General features: G+C 50.3%; 18 protein-coding genes. 4 read left to right on the top strand and 14 right to left on the bottom strand.

Features of this window, described 5'->3' with window-relative positions; all coding sequences use genetic code 11:
* Positions 1-10 precede the first annotated feature (10 nt).
* Positions 11-298 carry an HU family DNA-binding protein gene (locus tag JVX88_RS06010; RefSeq protein WP_211626427.1) on the top strand — a complete coding sequence of 96 codons (288 nt, stop codon included), beginning with the start codon at positions 11-13 and terminating at the stop codon, positions 296-298.
* A 23-nt stretch (positions 299-321) separates the two neighbouring features.
* On the opposite strand, the gene JVX88_RS06005 is transcribed toward JVX88_RS06010, so the two are convergent.
* Positions 322-2766, bottom strand: coding sequence for an HD family phosphohydrolase (locus tag JVX88_RS06005; RefSeq protein ID WP_211626426.1), 2445 nt, complete (start codon positions 2764-2766; stop codon positions 322-324).
* Entirely contained in the window at positions 2763-3938 is a 1176-nt protein-coding gene (gene hflX / locus JVX88_RS06000; RefSeq protein WP_211626425.1) for a GTPase HflX, read from the bottom strand. The genes JVX88_RS06005 and hflX overlap by 4 nt, the downstream gene beginning before the upstream one ends.
* 51 nt (positions 3939-3989) lie before the next feature.
* Here hflX and JVX88_RS05995 point away from each other — a divergent pair, with 51 nt between their 5' ends.
* On the top strand, positions 3990-4406 hold the full coding sequence (locus tag JVX88_RS05995; RefSeq protein ID WP_211626424.1) for a hypothetical protein: 417 nt from the start codon (positions 3990-3992) through the stop codon (positions 4404-4406).
* Between the two features lie 645 nt (positions 4407-5051).
* On the opposite strand, the gene JVX88_RS05990 is transcribed toward JVX88_RS05995, so the two are convergent.
* Positions 5052-8330: a tetratricopeptide repeat protein gene (locus tag JVX88_RS05990; RefSeq protein WP_211626423.1), complete on the bottom strand. Its 3279-nt coding sequence runs from the start codon at positions 8328-8330 to the stop codon at positions 5052-5054.
* 48 nt (positions 8331-8378) lie between these two features.
* Positions 8379-9032 carry a hypothetical protein gene (locus JVX88_RS05985; RefSeq protein ID WP_211626422.1) on the bottom strand — a complete coding sequence of 218 codons (654 nt, stop codon included), beginning with the start codon at positions 9030-9032 and terminating at the stop codon, positions 8379-8381.
* Between the two features lie 595 nt (positions 9033-9627).
* On the opposite strand from JVX88_RS05985, the gene JVX88_RS05980 reads away from it, so the two are divergent.
* A complete protein-coding gene (locus tag JVX88_RS05980) occupies positions 9628-12621 on the top strand; it encodes a S8 family serine peptidase (protein ID WP_211626421.1) in 2994 nt (997 codons plus the stop codon).
* A 5-nt stretch (positions 12622-12626) separates the two neighbouring features.
* Here JVX88_RS05980 and JVX88_RS05975 read toward each other — a convergent pair whose 3' ends face one another.
* The 6 genes from JVX88_RS05975 to dxs all read right to left on the bottom strand — a co-directional run bounded on the left by JVX88_RS05975 (position 12627) and on the right by dxs (position 17645).
* Positions 12627-13403, bottom strand: a complete 777-nt coding sequence (locus JVX88_RS05975) for a 4-alpha-glucanotransferase (RefSeq protein ID WP_225931348.1) — start codon at positions 13401-13403, stop codon at positions 12627-12629.
* The gene (locus JVX88_RS38095) at positions 13334-13687 is read right to left on the bottom strand and encodes a hypothetical protein (RefSeq protein ID WP_225931347.1); all 354 of its coding nucleotides are present in this window, start codon (positions 13685-13687) and stop codon (positions 13334-13336) included. Before JVX88_RS38095 ends, JVX88_RS05975 begins: the two co-directional genes overlap by 70 nt.
* Positions 13684-14265, bottom strand: coding sequence for an RNA polymerase sigma factor (locus JVX88_RS05970; protein WP_211626420.1), 582 nt, complete (start codon positions 14263-14265; stop codon positions 13684-13686). The genes JVX88_RS38095 and JVX88_RS05970 overlap by 4 nt, the downstream gene beginning before the upstream one ends.
* A gap of 170 nt (positions 14266-14435) precedes the next feature.
* A complete protein-coding gene (locus JVX88_RS05965) occupies positions 14436-14915 on the bottom strand; it encodes a vitamin K epoxide reductase family protein (protein ID WP_211626419.1) in 480 nt (159 codons plus the stop codon).
* A 2-nt stretch (positions 14916-14917) separates the two neighbouring features.
* On the bottom strand, positions 14918-15709 hold the full coding sequence (locus JVX88_RS05960; protein WP_211626418.1) for a DsbA family protein: 792 nt from the start codon (positions 15707-15709) through the stop codon (positions 14918-14920).
* A 10-nt stretch (positions 15710-15719) separates the two neighbouring features.
* Positions 15720-17645, bottom strand: a complete 1926-nt coding sequence (gene dxs, locus JVX88_RS05955) for a 1-deoxy-D-xylulose-5-phosphate synthase (protein ID WP_211626417.1) — start codon at positions 17643-17645, stop codon at positions 15720-15722.
* 208 nt (positions 17646-17853) lie between these two features.
* Here dxs and JVX88_RS05950 point away from each other — a divergent pair, with 208 nt between their 5' ends.
* Positions 17854-18429, top strand: a complete 576-nt coding sequence (locus tag JVX88_RS05950; protein WP_211626416.1) for a Spy/CpxP family protein refolding chaperone — start codon at positions 17854-17856, stop codon at positions 18427-18429.
* A gap of 146 nt (positions 18430-18575) precedes the next feature.
* On the opposite strand, the gene JVX88_RS05945 is transcribed toward JVX88_RS05950, so the two are convergent.
* The 4 genes from JVX88_RS05945 to JVX88_RS05930 form a co-directional block, all read right to left on the bottom strand.
* On the bottom strand, positions 18576-22358 hold the full coding sequence (locus JVX88_RS05945) for a TonB-dependent receptor (RefSeq protein ID WP_211626415.1): 3783 nt from the start codon (positions 22356-22358) through the stop codon (positions 18576-18578).
* A 218-nt stretch (positions 22359-22576) separates the two neighbouring features.
* The gene (locus tag JVX88_RS05940) at positions 22577-22900 is read right to left on the bottom strand and encodes a hypothetical protein (RefSeq protein ID WP_211626414.1); all 324 of its coding nucleotides are present in this window, start codon (positions 22898-22900) and stop codon (positions 22577-22579) included.
* A gap of 23 nt (positions 22901-22923) precedes the next feature.
* Complete coding sequence (locus JVX88_RS05935; RefSeq protein WP_211626413.1) at positions 22924-23505, bottom strand: glycosyltransferase family 2 protein; 582 nt, start codon at positions 23503-23505, stop codon at positions 22924-22926.
* The gene (locus JVX88_RS05930) at positions 23471-24073 is read right to left on the bottom strand and encodes an FkbM family methyltransferase (RefSeq protein WP_211626412.1); all 603 of its coding nucleotides are present in this window, start codon (positions 24071-24073) and stop codon (positions 23471-23473) included. The genes JVX88_RS05935 and JVX88_RS05930 overlap by 35 nt, the downstream gene beginning before the upstream one ends.
* Between the last annotated feature and the right edge of the window lie 35 nt (positions 24074-24108).

Raw genomic sequence — 24108 nt, 5'->3', positions numbered from 1 at the left:
GATAACTAAAATGACGAAAGCTGACCTCGTAGAAAAAGTTGCAGTTGAAGCCGACCTTACCAAGAAAGATGCTGAACAACTTGTCGAGATAGTTTTCGACAGCATCATTAACACTCTTAATGCTGGAGAGAAGATCGAGTTGCGTGGATTTGGGAGCTTCCGCGTACGCGAGCGGAACTCGCGCAAAGGTCGCAACCCAAAAACAGGAGAAGCAGTAGATATTCCGGCTAAACGGGTCGCCTACTTTAAGCCTGGCAAAGAATTAAAGGAATTGATCAATAGCGATCAAGCTTCGTAATCCTTTCAATTTACGAACGGTCTCTAGTCTCCCGAAACTGCGGTTTGCTGCTTTGCCCGGATCTTCTGTTCGAACGCCTCATCTTCTATTTCCCCGCCGGGTGAAACCGGAACATCTGCAGGATTCTTATACTTCATCCCCCGCTCTTCGGAATCTATCTCAATATCTGAAACCCTAAATGAACCGGTGGTCGGTGGGTTATAGCCAGGATAATCAACCCGCGTATGGTAAATGGCAACCAGCGACCTGATCATTGCCTCGCGGATCTGAGTTAACTCACGCAATGTAAGGTCGCATTCATCTAGCTGGTCATCGCTTACAATTGCATCTATTATTTTCGTTACGATAAATCTGATGTTCTCCGGCGTCGGCTCGGCAAGCGAACGGGCCGCGGCCTCGCAGCTATCCGCTATCATCATTATCGCGGCTTCGCGAAACTGAGGTTTGGGACCAGGATAGCGAAAATCGTTTTCGGAGATCTCATCAGCATCGCGGGCCTCAGCCTGGGCTTTTTTCAAGAAGTAGTGCAGCGTCCGTGTACCGTGATGCTGCGGAATGAAATCGATTATCCTCTGGGGCAGACCCATCTCTCGAGCCAATTTCATTCCGTATGTAACGTGGCTGATGATTATCTTCGCGCTCTGCACTGGCTTGAGCTTATCGTGGGGATTCTTACCTAACTGATTCTCTACGAAATGTTCCGGGGCGGCTGATTTTCCTATATCATGATATAGCGCTCCTATGCGGGCAAGTAATGCATTCCCGCCAACTACCCGACATGCTTCTTCTGCCAATTGGCCAACCGCGTGAGAATGCTGATTAGTACCCGGAGCGCGCATCGCAAGCTGCCCCAACACAGGCAGATCGGCGTTCGAAAGCTCAAGCAACTTTACGTCGGTCAGTATGCCGAACATCGATTCACAGATCGGCATGAAAACAGCAGTAAATGCCGCTGTAATTATGCCGGACGCAAGCCCACATGCAACCGCGAGCATTATCGTATTCAGAATAAAAGGCTGTTGTGTATACGCTATTAGAGCGATCGCTGCCATCGCACAGGTCAACCCAATCAAAGCCCCGGCGATCGTGATCGTCTGACGGTTTCTATAGCGCCCTATGCCATAGACCGCTACAGATGACGCTATAGCGGTATAAACCGCGAATTCCAGCCCTTTCGGCGCCATGAAACCTGCGAGCAAGGCAATGAACAACCCGGTAAAAAGGGCTGTTCGTCTGTCTGCTAGAAGCGTCATCAGAAGACTTCCGAACGCAAATGGCACCGCAAACGACCATAGGGTGGGGTCATTCAGCGGGGGCCTTATATTTTGCGATGCGGTAAACTCAGCAAGCCTGAAAAATACAGCCAGCAACATCGCCTGAACCAGTACTATAAAACCAAACAGCGCGAAAGTTTTCTGCTCGGAAAGGGCTAGGCGCGGTACTATCCCGCGGTGCTCAATGTATTTCCAGGCCGCCCAAAAAAGCGAGCTGATCAGCATCAATAGCCCAATAAATCTGTTTAGCTGCCGCGTCTCCGAGGTGTAATTTCGGATCGCGGTCAATTTAGACATAATTTCCGGAGTTATCCGATACCCGGCCGAAACTACGGTCTCACCTCGTTTGAGGGAAACGGTTACCGGCGGGACGTTCTTTGCGGCATTGTTCCGAGCCATGCCGGTCGCAGAAGCATCATAGATAATGCTCGGTTGGATTAGCGGAGACATCGCAGCCTTGAAAGCATCTACCTCTTTCGGCGATAAACTTCTTATCTGAGAGAGTCCACTAACAAGCCGTTCTCGTGCCTCTGTTACGGAGGTCATCGTCGCGGCCGGATTCTGTACACGACGTGAATCGGTTGGGCGGCGGCGATCGATAACCTCGATCTCTGATTGAAGATAAACGGCATCCTGATCCCCATAGATATCACCGCTCGCGCTCTCACGAAGAACCCGCGTAACCGCATCAAGTTCATTCGTGCTGAATTTTCTTGCCGCAAAAATATTGCCGATATCCTCGCCGCCAGCACCAGGCCATTTATTTGAAGAGCCTGCGTTTGAGTTCGCCCTGTTTGCCGAGCTACCGTTCTCCTGCGAACGCTGAAGCAATTCCCAAGCGGACCTGAAATTCTGAACAGCTTCCTCTGCACGTCCCTGCTCAATGGCAAATACTGGAATGACCGATTCCCGGAGAGCCTCGCGTTCGCGTTCAGTTGCTTCCTCATCAACGTAATTTATATCTGCTGGTGCGACGATCGTCTCACGGGCGATATCATCGACACGATAGCCGGGATCACCGGCACGCCACCAAGGATTATGAATAAGAAGGGTAGTTACAACACAGAGTACCGCGAAGCCCAGCCAGAATCGCTGATTTGATGATAAGGCCTTGATCGGCCGCATCACCATCTCGCCGATCTCGGAAAGCCGCTTTGCAAGCGGCGACCTTACGTTCTGAAGCTTTCCCTTCATATTACGACGGCCGATCTTTCTACTAGCGCGACCCTATCTCCAATGCGTTCAGCAAGTGGACGTAGTGTTTCGCGTCGAATAGCTGAAATTGCCACGCACTCGGTATTTTTGTCAAGCATTACTTCTCGCCTTATTTGTTCGATCACATCTCCTGATGCAACGTCCGCCTTGTTCAAAGCGACCAATTGAGGTATCGAATTAAGGTCAAGTTCCTTCAATATAGCATCTACCGAATTGATCTGCTGGATCGCACGCGGGTTGGAAGCGTCCACAACATGGACAAGAAGATCGCTGTCCGATATCTCTTCAAGCGTAGCCCGAAATGCCGCGACCAACGTTTCAGGAAGGTCACGAATAAAGCCAACTGTATCATTGATTATCACTTCCTGATCGATCGGGAGCCTTAGTCGGCGTGATGTCGGATCGAGCGTCGCAAACATCTTCTTTTCGGCATAAACCTCCGATTGCGTCAGCGCATTGAGCAGCGTGGATTTTCCGGCGTTGGTGTAGCCAACAAGCGATATCATAGGAAGTTCCCGTTGGGCACGCTTCTTCCGCCGCTCATTTCGTTGCCTGCCAAGAGCGTCAACCTGCTTCTCCAATTGTGCGATGCGATCGCGGACACGTCGTCTGTCGGTCTCAAGTTTTGTTTCGCCGGGCCCGCGTCCTCCGATGCCGCCGGCAAGCCGAGAGAATGCGGAGTTTTGACCTATGACCAGTCGGGGTAACAGATACTTCAATTGGGCCAGTTCAACTTGAACCTTACCTTCGCGAGAGCTAGCTCTTTGAGCAAAGATATCAAGAATAAGCTGCGGGCGGTCTAAAACCTTCAGGTCTGTGGCTTCTGAAAGGATCCGCACTTGCGCCGGAGTAAGTTCTGTATCGAAGATGATCATATCCGCCCCCAAACGCATAGAGCGGATCAAAAGCTCTTCCAGTTTCCCGCGACCGAGCACAGAACGAGGATCGATCTGTTTCCTGCGTTGGATTATCTTGTCCAAAACGACAACGTCTGCAGATACAGCAAGCTCTTCAAACTCTGCCATTGATTCTGCCGCATCGTCGGCAAATCCGTTCGTTACATTAACCAGTATCGCCCTGTCCCGCTTACCGCTTTCCGCGCGAGAAGTGCTTCGGACGCGCGCCATCTCACTTTCAAGAGAAATGATCAAAAGCTGGCGGCGGCAGTGATACAGCAGGACCTTGCAAAACTAGGCATCAAAATGCAGATCGCCCCTCTGGATACCGCCGGAATAGCGAAGCGTGCCAATGAAAGCTTTGATTATGACGCGATATTTACCGGGCTGAACGTTACAGGGCTTGAACCCTCCGGTTTTGCATCGTTTCTCCTCAGCAGCGCTTCGGTTCATCAGTGGCATCCGAAGCAGGCGTCGCCGGCAACCGAATGGGAAGCTCGCATTGACAAGTTGTTCGCAGAACAATCAGGCGAACTTAACCCCGAACGCAGGCAGCAGATAGTTTATGAGATACAGCGGATAATTGCCGAGGAATCTCCGATAATACCAGTCGTAACGCGGCACATCGTCTCGGCAGCAAACAAGCGCGTCGGAAATCTAATGCCAAGCGCTATCTTGCCCTATTCGATGTGGAATGTGGAAGAACTTTTCATTCGCGATTGAGTCTGCTGAGCATAATCATGACAAAGGATCAGATGTCATAGAGCCAGTTATTGACTAAGCGCAACAAACGGGGCGGCTGCTCGGCAGCCGCCCCATTCACGAGGGTGAGGAAAAATCCTGATCTCATCCATTTAGAGGGTTGTGGAAGAGGGACGCTTTTATTATTGTCCCCAACTTTAAGCCTGCGGTGTGGGTTTTTCTTGAGATCAGCCCGATTCGTAATTTTTAAAGCGATGAATGAGTTTCTTCTCGAGTCCTGTCCTTTCTGCTCATTTCCCATTCATACTTCGACTAAAAAGAGCGGGGCCTTTGGAGATCCCAAGACCCCGCATTTGTTCCTGTTTCATGCCCCCGCTAGAAACAGGAAAGATCGAGCGTTCATTCAACGGTCAATGGAAGTTAAATCTTGTTTACCCGCCCCGTTCTCGACAGACCTAACATTCCTATCAGGGTAGAGATGCTAACGGCTCGGGGCTTGTAGGAGATTGTGGGAGATCATCCGAACCGTCAGCACCCCCACATTCATTAGACCAAGATTAAATCTGCCAAGTTGAGAAATTCTTGAGAATGGCTGCTTAAGCAATAATGGAGACTTGAGTTGTTGATAATAAGGACTTTATCCTTAGATATGCGGTATGTTAAGAGTTATTTCGCAAGCTCAGCTAACACTTTTCGTGTTTCAGCAGATGGTGTAATACCGAGTTCGTTCCGCATCGTTATTGCCATTTTATCAAAATGTAGCTTGACAGCAGCGCGCTTGCCTTGTGCAGCCAAAGTTTTCATAAAAAGGCGATGGATATCCTCTCGATATGGATCGATCGCGAATAATTCATCACAATACTTCAGCGTCTGATTCCACATCCGACCGGAGAATGCCTGCTTGGCAAGTGCCGCCAGAACCCTGGTGAACTGTTCTTGGTAGTACTGGCGCCGCTCATCCACCCAATCATCATAACTCCCTTCCATGAAATCACCGCGGTAAAGAGAATAAGCTGTTTGAAGTTCTTCCCGAAGCTTGTCATGTTCCTTGTCACGCTTTGCTTTCTCAGCCGATGCTATCGCAATATCAAATTCTTCTGTGTCAATTGAATATGTAAGATCTGGGTTTAGAAAATAGAAGCCTTCGCGGAAAAGAAGGAAATTCTGCTTTAATAGCTGGCCACTATTCAGAGCCTTTCGTATATGAGAGATGGTAGGGTGAAAATTTTTCTCGATCGTTGCGAGCTCTTCATCGCGCCAAAAATTATCAATGATAGCGTCTCTTGATGTCCTTCGATGTGTGCTCGTGACGATAAAACAAAAGATATCCCGGGCTCGCTTGGTAGTCCAAGCATCTGCTGCAAATGGACTGTCCTGTGATCTAAATATTTCAACTTTACCGAGAAATTTTAGAGTGAGTTCTGCATATCCGCTGGATGATATCAAAATTCCAGGTCTTGTTTGTTCAGGAACTGCTCTGATCTTTTCTGAAGATCCTCGCACGCCGTCAAGGAAGAGTTTGAGATCGCGCGGCAACCGCGCATATACCCCCTCATGCCGAAATACCTCTGGTATCCGGGTCATTTCTCCCTTAAGCCAAAACTCATAGTCATATCTTGATGAAAGGTCTAAAACACGATGAATTGCCGATACCATTTTTTCAAAATCATTATCGTTAAAGCAGCATTCGGCAAACAGCATAACTGCGATCGCCTCATCGTAACAGTTGCCTTTCGCACGGAAGAATTCGACGAGTCCAGAGATCTTCTCCGACAAGCCTTCGGTCCTGGACTCTTCAAGATCTAGACGGCATAGCCAGGTCTCTGCCGTCCTTACACCAGACACACTGCCAGTCAACGCTCTTTTCTCGATAGCGCGCTCGAGCAATTCTCTTGCTCGTGAGCCATCGCCTGCCAGGCGATAATATTTTGCCCGCTCTTCGATGAATTCGCGCTCCTCTGAATCTATCTCTGCCTCTTCATACGAGTTAAGGGATCGTTCGTAATATTCGTTCGCCTTTTCTAGCTTGAACTGATCTCTATAAAGATTAGCCAATGCTTCAAATATCTCCCCTTTTAGCCCCCGAAGATTAAACAGCTGGCAAAGCTCGAGAGCTTTCTCCAGATGTTGCTCGGCTTTTTCCATTTCACCTCGGTAGGTCAGCAATCGGCCCATATTCAAATGCCCGATAGCTTCTTGAGGCAATTTGGACTCATCATCTCTGTCACTAAATATCCTTCGAAACCACTTAAGAGCCTCTGAAAAATCACCACGAAAGCCCGGCACTAGTGCCAGATTGTGTGCAACCAGGCGGATATATTTATCATTTGCCTGATACTCAGCTATTTCCATAGCAATGCGAAATTGTTGTTCAGCCTCACTCAAATTACCTGCTGCGATCAGACATAATCCGCGAGTGTTGGCACATTTAAGAAGGGTTTCTGATAGAGGTTCAGCAAGTTCCGTCGCTCGGTTAAGAAGGTCGAGCGCTGCCGCATACTCATTCTTACGCCGCAGAACGCTCGCCTGAAGATGGAGTGCCTCTGCCTCGCCAAAATGGTCATTGTTCTTTTCTAAACACCTTGCAGCTCGATTTGCCAGTAAGCTTGCTTTGTCAAGATCTCCGCGTAAACGTGCCGCTTCCGCAAGTGGAAGCAATGAGGCCGGATGAAGTTCCAGGATGGCCATCGGCACCCTTTCGGCAAAAGAACTGAGAAGAGTAAAAGCTCCAGAGGCTATCCACTGTGAGCCATGGTTTTCTATAACCTCAGCCGCAGAGTGAAAATCTTCAGCCTCAATGAAAAGTGAAAGGGCCGCCTCCCAATTTCCGGTCTTCAGTAGCTCCTTGGCTATGCGGACTCGTTCGCGAGCAACCGAATCTGGCCCTGCTTGGATCCTGAAGCGTCGCATCAAAAAATCTTTGAATAAAGGGTGAAATCGGTATTCTTCTGCATCATGGCCGTTACCCACTGAAGTTATAAATAAATTACGACGTGCTAATTCCGGCAAGATGGCGGTTGTATCACTGTTCGGAAAAAGTCGCCCGCAAAGTGTAATAGGCATGCTTTCTAAAACCGATAATCTCATTAACAGATCATTTGTTTGCGGCAATTCGTATGCGATAACTTCCTCCGCAAAATAATCAAAGATATCTAGTTCGGATCTCTTAAATACCTCGCCAAGATCTAGTTCGGGTACCGACATATTTGAAGCAAGCTGGCGTTCAGCTGTTTGACGTATCAACTGAAGAGCGGTAACCCAACCATGAGTACGTGTACGGTATTCACTTACCTGGCCGTCATCCATTTCGATCTGTAATGTGGACCGGAAAAGTTGTCGTAATTCATCCTCCGTGAAAAGAAGCTCCTCACGTTTTATGTGTATGCCTTTATGTTGTGTTCGTCGTTTCGCGACGGAAAGTGGCGGAACATCCCGCGAAGTGATGATCAGGTGAAAAAGATCAGATGAGTACTGTATAAGACGATCTACGATCTTATGAATATTTGTTTCGCGCCCAATGTAGTGATAGTCATCTAGTACAATGATGAAAGGCGTCTCCGCAGCATTTTCTATCTCGTTGAGAAGAAGATCGGCAGAGCGCTCAGGAATGAATGAAAGTTCCTCACCCGCAGAGCTAAGGTAATTGGCAAAAGTATCTTTGAAATCCGGGATGGCGTTCGCAATTCCTGTCACAAGATACCCCAAAAAAACGACCGGATCGGCATCTGTGTGGTCAAGTTGATACCAAATCAGCGGACGATCTGTCGAACGACCAAATTCGGCGACTAGGGTTGTTTTGCCGCAACCCGCCTCGGCTGTGATTATAGTTACCGGTTCAGAAAGAGTTGACCTCAGACGCTCTATAAGCCTAGGGCGAAAAACGGTATCTGGCACCTGTCTGGGAGGAAGGAGTTTCGATCTTAAAAACAGACTAGGAGTTCGCATCGCGCACCGCATCAGCAGCCTTATCGCGTATATTATGCCATATTTCAATTATCCATTTGTGAAATGTACGGCTTCCGATACCATGCTATTAATGGATGAATGATTTATGGGTCGGGACCGATTTGATCTTTGTATTACAAGCTCGCCCAGCTTCCCTGGATGGCCGAAACTAACAAGATGATCAGTTAAAGCCTCTGCCTCACTTAAATTCTGGGAGCGGTAGAATTCTATCGTTTCGTCTGAAAGAAAATACAGTATTTCTTCATCAATAACATTCATTACCTGCTTTGAACGAAATCGCCATATAGGAGAATTGGGTAAGCTTCTTGCGATCAGGAACAGATGAGTGCTATATGGCAGATGTGCGATAAGAGCCGCAATCAAAGACTCAAACCACTGCTCATCAAATAGATAGTGGAGGTCATCAATAACGATGAGCGAAGCCACGTCCTTCGACTTAAACAGTTCACTAATAAATGCATCTATCTCATCAGGCTCAGGATCCGCAGACCTACACTCTGGAATTCTTTGAGATTTTGCCGCCCTCTCGCAGGAAACAGCGGCTTCGAGATGGCTGGCGAATATTCCCCAGTCCCTGTCTGCGCTTGTAACGCTATGCCAAGCGGAGATCGTGTGGTCTTTGCAGAAGAAAGCAGCAGCAATAGATTTTCCAGTGCCATGACGCCCTATTATAAAAGTCACTGCATAAGCTGAGCTTGACCGCTGAAGTGCCTCCTGAATCCTTTTGCGCTCCAATAAACCTTCTGTCGCGGGAACTGATGATCTGCTGAGGTCGATCAAGCTCCCGAACCAACTAGTGATAGAACCAATTTTTGAGAATGAGCTTTGAATAAGAGTGGTTTCCAGAAAGTTCTCAAGAATGTGTTGGGAAAAATCCATACGAATTACAGATTATTTATCTCAGGTTGAGAGTTTCTTGAGTAATGGTTATGCCAATTTTCTCTTTTACTGGGCTGAAATCTAGGTTTAGAGTTTAGAAAACAGTCTCATGATATTGATTCGGTCAAAATGACATTATTGCAGAGGAGGTGCTATCTCAAATTGATAACTTATTTGGGAGAAGGTTTGGTCTTTTAGGGCTAACGACAGATATTTTCCCCAAGAAAACGCTGAAGGCACGAAAATTGCGTGATTGCATTTCCAGACGGTTGGGGTGTATTATCCCCCATACCCCCAATTTTCATCGAAACTAACGAAATATGGCATACGCTGAGTGCTTTTTGGAATCTCGTCTCGATTAAAACTACCGTTTACCAAGATCGGTGAAGGTTGTGTAATGAAAAGGCTTCTCTCATCACTTTTCGTACTCGCACTATTCTCAGAATCTCTATTTGCCGGATTGCTCGTATCGCGTTCGAACGGCATCACTCTTACCGGTGTTGACGGCATACAATTCGTCGGTCTTCCCGGACTTTCAACACAAGGGACTGATGGCTTTCTTGGATTCACCTCAAACGGATTTTCGATCTTCGACACGAACGGGATCACGCTTACCGGCGCAGATGGCATCACACTCACGGGAGCTGATGGGACTACACTTACCGGCCCCAACGGGATCACGCTAACCGGTGCCGACGGCATCACTCTTACCGGTGCCGATGGTATTAGCCTGAGCGGAGCAGACGGGATAACGCTAATTGGTCCAAATGGTATAAGTTATACGCTCGATTCCGTTTTGCTAAGACGTCCGAATGGCATAACTCTTACGGGGGCTGATGGAATAACTCTTACCGGCGTCAACGGTATCACCTTGACAGGCGCAGATGGTATAGCAAAGAAAGGGATAAATGGAATAACACTTACAGGCGCAGACGGCATCGCTCTAACAGGCGCAAATGGCATTACCTTGACCGGGGCGGACGGTATAGCATTCACCGGGGCAGATTCCTTGACCGGGATAACCCTCAATGGCCAAATATTAAACTTCGCGAATCCAGCGGGTATCGTTCTTACCGGTGCTGACGACATTCGGCTCACCAGTGTTGATGGAATTGCTCTTACCGGTGTTGAGGGGATAACACTAACCGGGATCGATGGGCACGGGTTATTCGGCAACGAGGTAGTAAGTGGTTTGGAGGGCCTTGATGCAGATCTGGCTCAGCTGCTGGATCGCATTACTGACGATAGCAACATAAACGCCATCATTACCTTTCACGGTCCCGTAACTGAGGCCGATCTGAACGCATTACGTTCAATAGGAATCATTGGCGGCACCCGATTCCGGCAATTACCGATGGTTTACGTCCTTGCCACCAAACAGCAAATACTTGCCATTTCTAGGCTTCCGCAGGTTCGATCTGTATATGGCAACCGCACCCTTCAATTAACAGTCGATCCTTACTTTGAAAGAACGCAGATCAATCGGGTACCCGGTGATGCAGAGATCCGCTCGGCAAATGGAGGCCTAAGCGTTACGGGTCGTGATGTAGGGGTCGCTGTTCTCGATACCGGAATTAACGCATTGAATGTTGATCTAGCCGGAAAGGTGGCGGCAAATGTTAAGCTTCTTGATCTTCAAAGCGTCCCTTTGGGATTTTCATATCCGATAGACATCGAAGGCCTGCCAAATACCGATCTTCTAAGCGGTCACGGCACGTTTGTCGGCGGGATCATTGCCGGGAACGGCACACTTTCAAACGGAAAGTTTGCTGGTGTGGCACCTGGAGCCAAACTTATTGGACTTTCTTCAGGTCTTTTGAATTTGACACATGTTCTCTCTGGATTTGACTACATTCTTGAGAAACGCCAGGAGCATAATATCAGAATAGTCAATTGCAGTTTCTCGGCGGATGTTCCATTTGACCTAAACGATCCGGTTAATATTGGAACGAAGATGCTTGTCGATGTTGGAATAAATGTAGTATTTTCAGCAGGGAATAACGGTCCGGGCACTGGCACTTTGAACCCATATGCTCGAGCTCCTTGGGTAATCGGCGTCGGGGCTAGCGACCGGGATGGCAAACTCGCTAAATTCTCTTCTCGCGGTAGCTTTGGTGGCGAATTGAATGCTCCGTCGTTGGTTGCTCCCGGTGTTAGCGTTGCTTCGATACGAAGTCTCGTTACTTTGACTGGTTCCCTTGGTGTACTGGATGCTGACCTTTCAAGGCTCTCTCTTTTAGAATTGCCCTTCTACACAACAGCGAGTGGCACCTCTTTCTCCGCTCCACAGGTAGCGGGAGCAATCGCGCTAATGCTGGAGGCTGATCCAAATCTGACACCTGCCGAGGTAAAGGATATTCTTCTACGTAGCGCAACCCCGATGCCGGGTTATTATAAGCACGAAGTAGGTGCAGGGATGTTAAATACACATGCTGCGGTGCTTGAGGCCTCTTTCCCTCAGCGCAAGATGGGATCATTTCGCTCGATCACGACAAGACCAGGCATCCGATTCATAACATCCACTTCAAGCCCATTCACTATACCTGTACAGCCAGGAAGTACGTCAAGCATCCCGATCTCCCTGCCGCAGAACACCCTACAAGCCACTGTAAGCGTTTATTGGGGATTTAGTTTGAATGATTTCGGACTTGGGGTTTACCGTCCAAATGGCTCTCTTGCGGAGGAATCGAATATTGTAAATCTTCCCCTGATCGGCGGCCGACGAGAGAAAGTGCTTCTTACTGAACCGACAGCAGGCACATACCAAGCTCGTATTCGGCACACTCTTGGTCTTGGTTCTGCTCAGAATGTGTTTGGAGCAGCCGAGATAACCCGCGTTGATTACTCTGGGGTCACGGATCTCGGAGATCTGAACACCTCATCTCAGAATACTGTCAAGAAAGTGCTTAGAATGGGGATCATGCTCCCGAAGGGTGAGGTCTTCGGTCCTGGGCATGCCGCATCGCGTAGTGAATTTGCAGAAACATTTGTTAGAGCTGGATTTGTACCACAGTATCTGGCCAGCTCACCTGTATTTCCCGATGTGCTAACGCTCAGTGAGCGAAACTTTGCCGAAAGCGCTCATTTTCGTCCAGGTGGAAGTCTTTTCTTTGATACTTCACCCGGGGGACAGTTCCGACCGTTTGAAGGAATGACAAAGCTCGCCGCGGCAATCGCTTACGTTAAAGCTGCACGGCTTGAAAATTCAACCACGCTCGCCATACTGCCGCTAACAATAACGGACAGGCTATCTATACCTTTGCAATGGCGCGGCCATGTGGCAGTTGCTCTAAATCGGGGACTTATAAAGCTCGACGGAAATCGTTTCAATCCAAATCGTCCGATAACGCGTCTGGAGCTCGCGGAAGCTGTTAACTCACTTCCTCCTTAAAGCTCTCATCCTAAATTGTGAATCAGATGAAGGCGGCCGTAGGTGGCTGTCAAGTTACGAAGGCGTCGCTCAATGTCCGGTGTAAAAGCTCTCTCGTTCATTCGCCAGGTCCAGTTACCTGAGTCCGTCGCGGGTGTATTCATACGTGCTTCATTGCCAAGGCCGAGGGCATCTTGCATCGGGATGATCGCGAGATCAGAAACTGACGAAATAGCCGCTCGGATCAATGCCCAATTCGGCTCGCGCATATCCGTGCCCAGATAGTTCCGGCAGAATCGTCTTTCATTCGCGAACGCGTTTCCCGAGCGCGAACGCCACCAGCCAACGGCAGTTTCATTATCGTGCGTACCGGTATATACCACCGTATTCTGAGTTAAATTGTGGGGAAGAAATTCGTTCGCGGCATCTCCGCCGAACGCATATTGAAGTATTTTCATCCCCGGAAATCCGAACCGGTCGCGGAGTTCGCGAACATCTTGAGTGATGTCGCCGAGGTCTTCAGCAATTACCGGAAGCTTGCCGAGGCTTTTCTGCACGGCCGTAAATATCTCGTTGCCCGGAACCGTAGCCCATTCGCCGTTCTCTGCGGTCTTATCACCGCCGGGCACCTCCCAAACGCCGCAAAAACCACGGAAATGATCGATGCGGACTATATCGTACAACTTTAAGGCAAAGGCTATGCGCGCGACCCACCAATGGAAATCATTATGTCTCATCTTTTCGTGATCGTAGATCGGATTTCCCCAAAGCTGTCCTGTATTTGAGAAATAATCCGGCGGCACCCCCGCGACAACCTTCGGTGAGCCATCCGAGTTGAGCTTGAACTTCTTGCTATGTGCTTTATCGCATCGGCTGCGATCCTATCAAATAAATGCTGCGGCAATTGAGCATCCTTATCAATGCCGATAAGGCTCAATCTTGCCGCGGTTAATTCCAGTTCTTGCGCATCCAAACTGCTCATAGCGCTTCTATCAATATCTTCGAGTTCGCCAAGCTCGTCCTCGGTAAGTCCGAAGAGCACGCTGTCGCACAGGAGTTCCATTTTCTTCTCGTCCAGCTCTTTCATATGGAAGCCTCCTTGCTCGAATTTTTTATCCCTAACAATTCGCGAGCCTGTATCAAACCTCTACGGGCATGCGTTTTCACAGTGCCAAGCGGCATCCCTGTCGCATCCGATATCTCTTGATGCGACAAGCCGTGGACTATAGACAATTGGAGTACCTGTTGCTGCTCCGGACGCAATTCTTTCAACGCCCGAAAAGCCTCCCGGCCTTCGACAAGCATTTGGAGGTCAGCATCATCTGATCGAGCAGGCTCCGAAAGCAGATCTTCGATCGAATCAGCCGAGATACGACGCTGGGTGAACCTGATCTTATCTATAAGGCGCCTCCTCGCTATCATTGCGATAAAAGTTGTTTCCGATGACTGCGATTCGTCGAACCGGCCCGCATTTTTCCACACATCTACAAATACCTCTTGTACTGCATCCTCGGCATCATCAGAATTCCGAAGCATACGTCGAGCGAGCGACCAAACCAGTCCGCCATATGCCTTAAGGCAGTCTTGAACGGCACTCTGGTCGCCATTAGCAATTCGCTTGAGTATATTTTGGGCCATCAAGATCTCGTCGAGATGATAACTCAAAATTAACCCAAAACTTTCAAACAGCCAAACCCGGAGGCTATCGTTTCCGACCAAACGCTCCTAAGGGTCATTTACAGAAACGCCTCCGGATCGGCTGCATTCAGACCGCAGGCGGATCAATTTCCTTGGGTCTGGTCGGTAACGATGACCGACATAACAGATTTCGTTTTCTATGGCTTATCGGTTTCAGGCCGAGCAGGGTTGGGAATAAAGAATCTTGAGGCAACAAATATGACAAATAAAGTCAATGAGGATGCAGCCGAAACTAGACAGAATTGGCAAAATGCTCCGATAACGTAAGCCTGAAGATAAATTAGCCAAAGGGAGAAAACTGCCATTGCGCCCGCAAGTGCGCCAAATGCTCTCCATGCTCCGTGGTTGCCAAATAAGGTCAAAAGCGCGAACGAGAATGCTGCAAAATAAGCAACGGCACCAAGAGCGGCGAGAGGGATGCCGGCGAATTCGGCGTACGTGCTTGATAGCACCACCTCGCAGCCTTCGATCAGGCTGCAGGGGACTATTTCATCATCAAAATGTTTGATCGTTAGATAAACCGCATCGGCAAGACCGATCATTGATACCACGATGGCCGCAACTGAAGGCCAGAGAGGCCGTGTATGGTCCTCAATTTCGGCAGGAACATCCACCATCTCTATTTTGCAGAGTTAGAAGAAGCCCCGGTATTGGCCGTTGCCTGCGAACTGGCTTGCGATACCTGCTGCATTGCCGCATCCACCGCCGCCCTAAGAGCAGTAATGTTTGCTGGCACCATTTGACCGTTCACTAAGATCGTCGGTGTCGAAGTAACGCCTAATCCACGGCCACGCATCATATCTGCATCAACGCGCGAACTAAGGGCACTGCTCTTCATATCCGCTTTGAATCGCTCTACGTCCATTCCGATGGAGCGGGCATAACCCTCCCAAAGCTCTGAAAAGTTCGGAGCGCCGCTCCATTCTGCCTGATTTCGGAAAAGAATATCCTGCATCTGCCAGAACTTACCCTGAAGTCCCGCAGCCTCAGTCGCGAGAGCGGCGCTATAGGCTTTATCATGTGCAGGAATCGAGAGGGGAAAGTGTCTGAAGATAAATCGGAAATTGCGGTTGCCAGCGTATGCCGCCTGAAGCTCCTTCAAAACTGGATGCGAGGCCGCGCAGCCGCCGCATTGAAAATCAGCAAACTCTTCTACTGTAACTGCGGCCGAAGCATTCCCGATCATATTCACGCCAAGCGGAGCGCCGAGCGGAGCATTTGCTGCTGCCTGAGCCGCGCGATTGGCGGCTGCATTTGCTGCGGAACTGTTTGCTGGTGTAATTGTCGTGTTCTTTGAACCCGAGCCGAACATACCAGTTCCATAAGCGATAGCCCCGATGACTACCGCCAACACGCCCCCCATTATTATGAACGGGGTTGCACTATTACTTTTCTTTTCCTGTTTCTTCATTTAAGCAAAATTATGCCACTCTCAATCTTCTTTTCGGCAGAACCGCCTCTCCAAGTTCCGAATAAGCATCGGCGGTGCGTTTCGCAATACCTTCAGCGTTCAGACCGAATTCTGCTAAGAGAACTTTTGGGTCACCGTGTGTTACGATCTGATCCGGAACGCCCAGCCTGATCACCTTGGCCGCGTTCTGAATACCGTTGCTTTCAAGCAGCTCAATAACAGCTGAACCAAATCCGCCCGCGAGATATGCTTCTTCAACGGTAACGATAAGGCCGTGGGTTTCCAAAAGCGATGTGATCAACTGCTCGTCCAATGGTTTGACGAAGCGAGCATTAATTACAGTTGCATTTATAGCCTTTTCTGCAAGTCTTTCGGCAGCCTCGATCGAAGGCCCGACCATTGAACCGAGTGCTAGGATCGCAACACCCTCACCTTCTCGCATCACTTCAGCCCGCCCGACCTGCAATTTCTTCGGAGGAGCCGAAATATCAGCACCGACGCCATTGCCTCGAGGGTACCGCAGGGCCGCAGGGCCCGGATGCTCGATCGCCGTGAGCAGCATATCCCGCATTTCGCCCTCATCCTTCGGTGCCATCAAAATAATGTTTGGATAGCCGCGGAGATAAGCGATATCGAGAAGCCCATGATGCGTTGGGCCGTCGGCACCAACGATGCCGGCGCGGTCCATTGCAAACGTTACATTCAGGTCTTGCAAACAGACATCGTGAATGACCTGGTCAAATCCGCGCTGCAAGAATGTCGAATAGATCGCCGCAACAGGCTTAAGGCCTTCACACGCCATACCGGCGCAGAAAGTAACCGCATGCTGCTCTGCGATCCCAACATCAAAGGCACGGTCAGGAAATCGTTCCAAGACCTTGTCAATGCCGGTTCCATCCGGCATCGCGGCCGTCAAAGCAACGATAGCCGGGTCAGCTTCCATCAATTCACATATCGTTTCGCCAAATACCTGAGTATAGGTAGGCGGCGCCGGCTTGGATGATTTGTATGGCAGCCCGGTCTTTGGATCGAATGGGCCTGTCGCGTGATATGCGTAATAATTCTTTTCAGGATTCGGAAAGCCCTTTCCTTTCGTGGTCAATGCGTGAACAATGACTGGCCCATCATCGACCTTCTTAGCCTCTTCGAGCGCGCGAACAAGCTGGGGCACATTGTGTCCGTCAACATACCCGATGTACTTGAAGCCCAACTCATTGACAAGGGCCCCGGGAAGCACCGCGGCCGCGATGGCATCCTTAAAGGACTTTGCTGCTCTTCGAAGCGATCCGCCGATGCCAGGGACGCTTTCCAATGCGTCGCCTATCTCTTCTTTTAGGTGCTGATAGCTTTGGGCTTCCTTTATCCGATTCAAGTACCCGCTCAAAGAGCCTACCGCAGGTGCAATGGACATTCCGTTGTCATTTAGGATAACGATCAAACGCGATTTCAAATGGCCGGCCTGATTTATTGCCTCCATTGCCATCCCGCCGGCAAGCGATGAATCGCCGATCAAAGCACATACGTGAAAATCCTCGCCTTTGCGGTCTCGCGCGACGGCCATTCCCAATGCGGCGGAAAGCGAAGTTGATGCGTGCCCCGCACCGAAGGTGTCATACTCGGATTCATCCCTGCGCAAAAAGCCCGACAGCCCGCCGAGCTGTTTTATCGTATGCAGCTGATCACGTCGGCCAGTGAGTATCTTGTGAGCATACGCCTGGTGTCCTACGTCCCACACCAATCGATCATTCGGCGTATCGAAAACGTAATGCATCGCGACCGCAAGTTCGACCGCCCCAAGCGAAGCCCCTGTGTGACCGCCGACGCGAGAACACGTATCGATGATGAACTGTCGGACCTCATCCGCGACCTCCTGAAGATCATCGATCCTCAATTGCCTTAGGTCTGCCGGCGAACTGATCTCAGAAAGAAATCTCATAAAATATCGGCACTATCAAAAGTCTAGCCGGAATTTCGCATTTTAGCCTTTTGTAACCATATAGTTCAATTCCTGAAGTGCCAAGATACACCATTATCCGGAATGCTTCCTTACACTTCTTTACATCAAAAATCGGCCATTCGCGGAGTTCAAGCGTCAAAGAATACGACGGCGAAAGCCAAATCGATTCATAAAAAGAGGTAAAACTATGTCATACAGAAGAACATTTCGTATCGGTGCGGCCGCTTTGATCGCTGCCGGAACGTTCACTTTTGCTGGAATGGCCCAAACCGCTCCTGAAAAAGGCAAGGGCGAGGCAAACAAGGCCGAAAAGCTAGAGCGCCGTGGCTTTAAGGACGGAGAAGGTATGGGCAAAGGCGGCCGATTCGGTAAATTTGGTCGTTTCGGAAGGGCTGGTATGTCAGGATTTCGGGGAGTGCAGTTGAGCGAAGAGCAGAAGACCACGATCCGCGCCATCCGTGAATCTTTCAAAATGGATGAAGGTACCCGACAGGAACTTAAGTCCATTGCGGAGGCTCGCAGGGCAGGTTCGCTTACCGATGATCAGAAGGCTCGTGTAAAGGCGATCCGCGAGAACCAAGCGAAACAAATGCAGGCGATGAGGGCCCAGATAGAAGCCATTTTGACGCCGGAACAGAAAGAACAGATCGAGATGAACCGCCGACAAATGCGTGAGCGAATGGAGCTTCGCCGTCAACAGATGGTTGAGCGACGGCAACAGTGGCAAAAGCAGAGGGAATCTAAAGAGAAGCCAAATAACTGATAACCTTGATCGATCCAATAGAAAGCCGGTGGATGCTCTGCCGGCTTTTTTCATTCTTCAGATACCAGAGATGCCAGATAATATGCCAAACAAAAAGACTGCGAGTCATTCTCTCGCAGTCTTCTCGTTATACCATACCGCAAGGATCAGAAACTGAACCTTACGCCTAGCTGGAATTGACGCGAATCGAAAGCAGCGGTCGGACGGCTGTAGTACTTGCCGCCTCCCGGACTCTGCCCGAAAGCGTTGACGTCTTCAACGAAAGGTGAAGCAGATGCCTCATTGAACCTGTTGAATAGGTTGAACCCCTCAGCGATCACGTCGATCCGATAACGTTCGCTCCACCGGAAGGCCCTTGAAAGCCTGAGGTCAAAGGAGGCGAACGAATGCGTGATGCCGCGATTGCGTCCAAGATTACCGATCGAAAAACGTCCGTCGGTTATCAACGGCGTACATCCCGGACGGCCGGGAACACAAAGCGAACCGTCTGCCGCAACACTCGGGCGGTCGGTTTGCGATGATTGATCGTTGTTCGTATCAGTGTTCGTGATGATGTTGAAGGGACGTCCGGAGGATATCTCGATGATAGGAGCGATCGTGAAATCCGCAAAGACGCGCCGCCAACCTGAATCCGAATTTCGCCATCCGTCCGGCGACGAAAGTAGTCCGCTAAAGACGAAACGATGCCGCTGATCAAAGAGCGAATCTGCCTTTTCCAGATTGAACCGCTTCACATCCTGTGCGATAAGCAGCGTTTGAAGGTCCGATGAATCATCGATCGAGTGAGACCAGGTGTATGAGGCACGGAAAGCGAAATTGCGTGCGAACCTTCGGTTAAGCTCAACGTTCATCGCATTGTAGCTTGAATTACCGTCTGAGATCTGTGCATTCACAGCACCGAACGGTGAGATAACGCCAGGTGTGCGTAGGGTGTTCGCATTTGCGAGTGCATTATCAAGCACAGCTTTTGTAACCGCACCGCCAGATAGAGCCCTAGCTAAGAAATAATTCGGAGCATTGGGCCGGAAGAAGTTCGCCACCGCCGGGGCGATGACGCCCTGTCCCGTCGTGGTGTTTATCGAGATCATTCCCGGTATTACGTTCACCCACGTGCCAGGAGCTGTACAAGCCGCAGGATTGACGGTTGCGACCGCCTGTGTGCTTGTAGGCAGAGTTCCAAAACAGCGGACAAAATTCTGTATCTGCTTTGCCGTGTCCGGTGTGTTCAGATCAGTCGGATGTGGCAGGTGCCGAGCACCCACGAAGATATAGCCGACCGAGAGCGACATATCCCGAGTAAGCTGCTGCTCGATGGTAAGGTTTGCCTGCGTGGCATAAGCATATTGGAAGTCTTTTGCCACCGGCAGGATGAAGGGAAGTACAGCCCCGAAGCCGGAGAATGTCTGGTCATTGAAACGCTGCCGCCCGAATTGATACTGCGCCGAAGTTGCCACACCCGGCGTGACCGGATTGCCAAACGCCGCACAAAGAGCAGCATTTGATCCTTGATTCCCGCAAACCGTCCCGTGGAAGACCAAGGCAGCGTTCAGCAATGTCGGGCCGGAGGAGCCGACAGGGACCGGGCTTCCCGCAGTCAGAACCGCTTGCTGTTGCTGTGCAGCATCTGCAATATCGGAGTTGAATGCCACGGCGAGCAACGGATGATCGTAGAACAACCCGGCAGCACCGCGAATAACCGTTTTCCCATCGCCTCGCGTATCCCAGGCAAAACCGAAACGAGGAGCCCAGTTATTAGTGTCTCGTGGGATACCCTGTTGAACGCCGACCGCGTCCTGAGCCGCTAGCAGATCTTGGGAGGTGAGGTTGATACCTGAAAGTGGATCGCTGAAAGCAACCGGCTGGATGGTTTCGGTGAGCTCAACGTCGTATCGTATACCATAATTCAACGTCAAACGCGGATGTACCTTCCATGAATCCTGTGCAAAGAATGCCAGTGGCCTGTTTTTGATCTTGCTGACGGGGTCGCCAAATCCCTGAATATACGTCGAGGGCAGACCGAGTCCGTATGCCTGTACCGGTGTAAGATCCGGAGCGCCAAGTTGGCCAAATGCAGCATTAAGGTTACCGGCAGCGAACGGCCCAAAATTAAAAAGTCCGGCGAAATTGAGTTCAAACACCGCACGCGGGATATCAACGAAATTCACATCGCCGCCGAATTTGAAGGTATGGTTTCGCCAAACCCAGGTGAAATTATCAGCAAATTGGATCCGCCGCTCGGTTCTGTCAACCGGCGAGAAGAGTTCGCGGCCGATGAAAGCAGTGCCTGAGATATTAAACGCGACCGCTTCACCGTTCTGTGATCTGAACGATGTGTCGCGATGGCCGAATGAGAATTTGAATTCATTCGCCTTGCTTGCACCAATGCTCGTATTAAGCGTTGCTGAGAATGAAGTATCCGTCAGTTCCTGAATACCGGTTCGCGAGAAATCGTTTTGCCCAAGCGATTGATTCTGTGATTCGACCTGAATACCCGTTACGGTTCCTGGGTTATATCCGAATCGGAGCGAGAGCTGATTGTTTGCGTTTATACTGTGGTCCCCGCGGATAGAGAAAAAGTTTGTGCGCTCCGTAACTGGGAAAATGCGTTGCAGATCGTTCAATGGTCGGAATGCTATCGGAAGTCCATTCGATCCGATCGTTCCGGAGGGCACAGGTGCCGAAGATAAGAAAAATCTTGCTCCGACCGGTTGGCCGGCGGGTATCGGCGAAGACGGTGCTCCGGGGCTTATCAATTGGTTCGTGCCGGTAAGAGCAGTTTGAGAACCACTGGATGCCAGATAAAGATACCCGACTGCCGCCTGAATGAACGCCGGATTTCCTGACCCCAAGAGCTGATTTGCCCAAGCTGCCTGTGCCGAGGTTAAGCCGCTGAATACTTGCGTGAACGGAAGGATCGGCTGGCCGACCGTTATCGTAGAACCAAGTCCCGCCGAGGGATTGCTCGTAAAGAATCCGGATTCATCCCGCTGGCGCCTTTCATATGAGGCAAAGAAGAATGTCCTGTCCTTTACTATCGGCCCGCCAAGCGTTCCACCCCATTGCGTCCGCCTGAAATCGGGCTTCGCTACAGGGGCAAACGCGTTCCGCGCCTGAATATTCTTGTCACGAAGAAATCCGAACACATTGCCGCTCCAATCATTTGTGCCGCGTTTGGTTACCACGTTCACGATACCGCCGGTGGCGCGTCCGAATTCCGGGGCATAGGAATTTGTCGCGACCTGATATTCCTGGACGGCTTCCATAGAAACTGTAGTTCGTGCCGCGTTCACGGAGTTATCGGTGAAGTCGGCACCGTCAACCTGCACGAGCGTTGAGCGTCCGCGCTGGCCGCCAATGTTAAGGCCCGATGTTGGGGCTGGTCCGATCGGGCGACCATTGTCGCGGCCTACGGTCGAGAGTGTCAATGCAAATCCGGTTGCGCTGCGTTCATTTATCGGGAGATTCTCGATCCGCCGTTGGTCGATAGTAGCGGCGACGGTCGTCCGTGTCGTTTCGATCAGGTCAACATCATCGCCGGTAACGGTAACGACGGCATCTGGGGTTCCGATCTCAAGGCTGATCCGCAGTTCAGCACTCTGCCCGACCGTCAGACGGACTGGCGAAATGGAGACCTTTTTGAACGAGGCTGCCTCGGCATTTATCTCATATTCGCCCGGAGGTAATGCAATAAAACGGTACGTCCCATCAGACCCCGAGGTGGTCGTTCGCGATATATTTGTGGCTATGTTTCTCGCAGTAACGGTCGCACCCTGGACGACGGCCCCGTTTGGATCGACGACTGTTCCTGCAAGGTCAGCCGCTGCAGACTGTGCCTGTCCCTGGACGAGCGACGCAAGTATAAAGATCGAAACTACAAAAAGGACACTTTGTTTAGCGGTGTCCGAAATAACATTCAGCACGGATCTCATTTTTTTTCTCCTTGATAGTACGGCCACAATTTCGGATCGGCCGCTGGGATCTGCATATCGGCACAAAGGGAAAGCTCTATCGAACTTAGCGCAGTTGTTAGAAAGTTTCTGTGCGCTCGGATCGCGAAAGAACTGCCGACAAGAATTGCTGTAAAGTTTTTATTACAAATACGATAAATAGGCAAGTAAAATTAGCACTTTAGGTAAGTTATTCACCATCAGGCTTCATCGAACAATGGCCTCGTCAACCGGGCGATGCAGCGCCGGAGCCCCTCACTTGCCGAAAGTGCTCTGACCGCCAACATCGCCCAACGCACATCAAACGCAGCCCGACGCAAAAGGGCACTCGTGATCAACCGCCGCCGAAAATACTGCCGATGCGCGGCCAAATATGCCTTAACGGCGTCCTCTGCCGAAACTGATGTTGCGACGCGATCTGAAAAAAGCCGTGCAGACTCTAATGCCATCAGCATTCCGCTCCCGGTAAACGGGTCGATAAAAGCTGCTGCATCTCCCGCCGCCGCTGCGTTCTTCGCGGGCAAGGCTCTTCGCCGGCCGAAAGCTCCTATCGCTGCCGAATGCCAGCGCGAAATTCGCTCTGAGCCGGAAAGCAGCGTCCGTCAAATGCCTCGCGGCTGACCATAATCGTTCCGCCCGGACCGACTATCACCGATCTCTCCCAGAGCAAAAGTTCGTCGGAAACTTCCCCCTCCAGCCCCTCAATGTGCAGTGCGATGGTGTCGCCGGTGTGCGAGTCAAACTCCCGCATTCCGCAATGCACAAGACCTATATCGCTGTCTGCCCTGAAGAGGGCTGCCTGCTTTTCCAGCTTTGTCGGTTCCCAGATATCGTCTGCATCAAGAAACGCGATAAGCTCGCCGCTAGATCCCGCAACGCCCCGATTCCTCGCCGCTGAGACTCCGGCATTCTCTTGCCGGATATACTTCACCGCATCGCCAAACCCGGCGACCACCGCAGCCGTATCATCGGCCGAACCATCATCAACAACAATGATCTCCGCCGGAGCCAAGCTTTGCCCCAGAGCTGAGCCGATCGCCTCGGCAATATACCGCCCGTAGTTGTAGGTTGGTATCACAACCGAAATTCGACAGCTATCTTTTTGCGCAAATAAATCCTGCTGACTCATCGAGCGTCCTTACCGACTCAATATGGAATCCATGGGAAACCAAAAAGTGGGCTAGTTGTTCTCCATTTTCGCCATCCGACTGCCCGATATTGAATTCGCACACAATTCGATCGATCTTAGCGAGTGTTTCAGGGGCAGCAGAGTACAAAATCTCATATTCACCACCTTCACAGTCGATCTTCAGTAGATGGCAACGTTCGATCCCATTGAGGGCCTCTGCCAGTGATACACAAGCAACTTCGATCCCCCCAACGGACGAGCCTTTTTCGGCTAAAGAGTGAAGAATCCAGGAGTCTTCCACTTGGAGAATCCTCGTCCCCTCTGAATCGGCTACAGCGGCGGTAATCAACTCAACATTCTCCGCACCACTTTCATCGCGGTTTCTGGAGAAATATTCACTATTCGTCGGAAATGGTTCAAACGCACGGACACGCACATTTCGTGCGGCCGACGCAGCATACAAAGAGAAAACCCCAATATTTGCACCGATATCAACTACACTGTAATCATCTTTGATCTCATATCCGGCTGGTGAATACAACTGATCGATCCAAATCTCATGGAACAAGAAATTAAGGTCAACTTGTTTAGGTGAATTGATGA

This window comes from Leptolyngbya sp. 7M, assembly GCF_018128485.1.
Note: the sequence above shows the minus strand (reverse complement) of the source record. Positions and strands in the feature narration are given on the sequence as shown.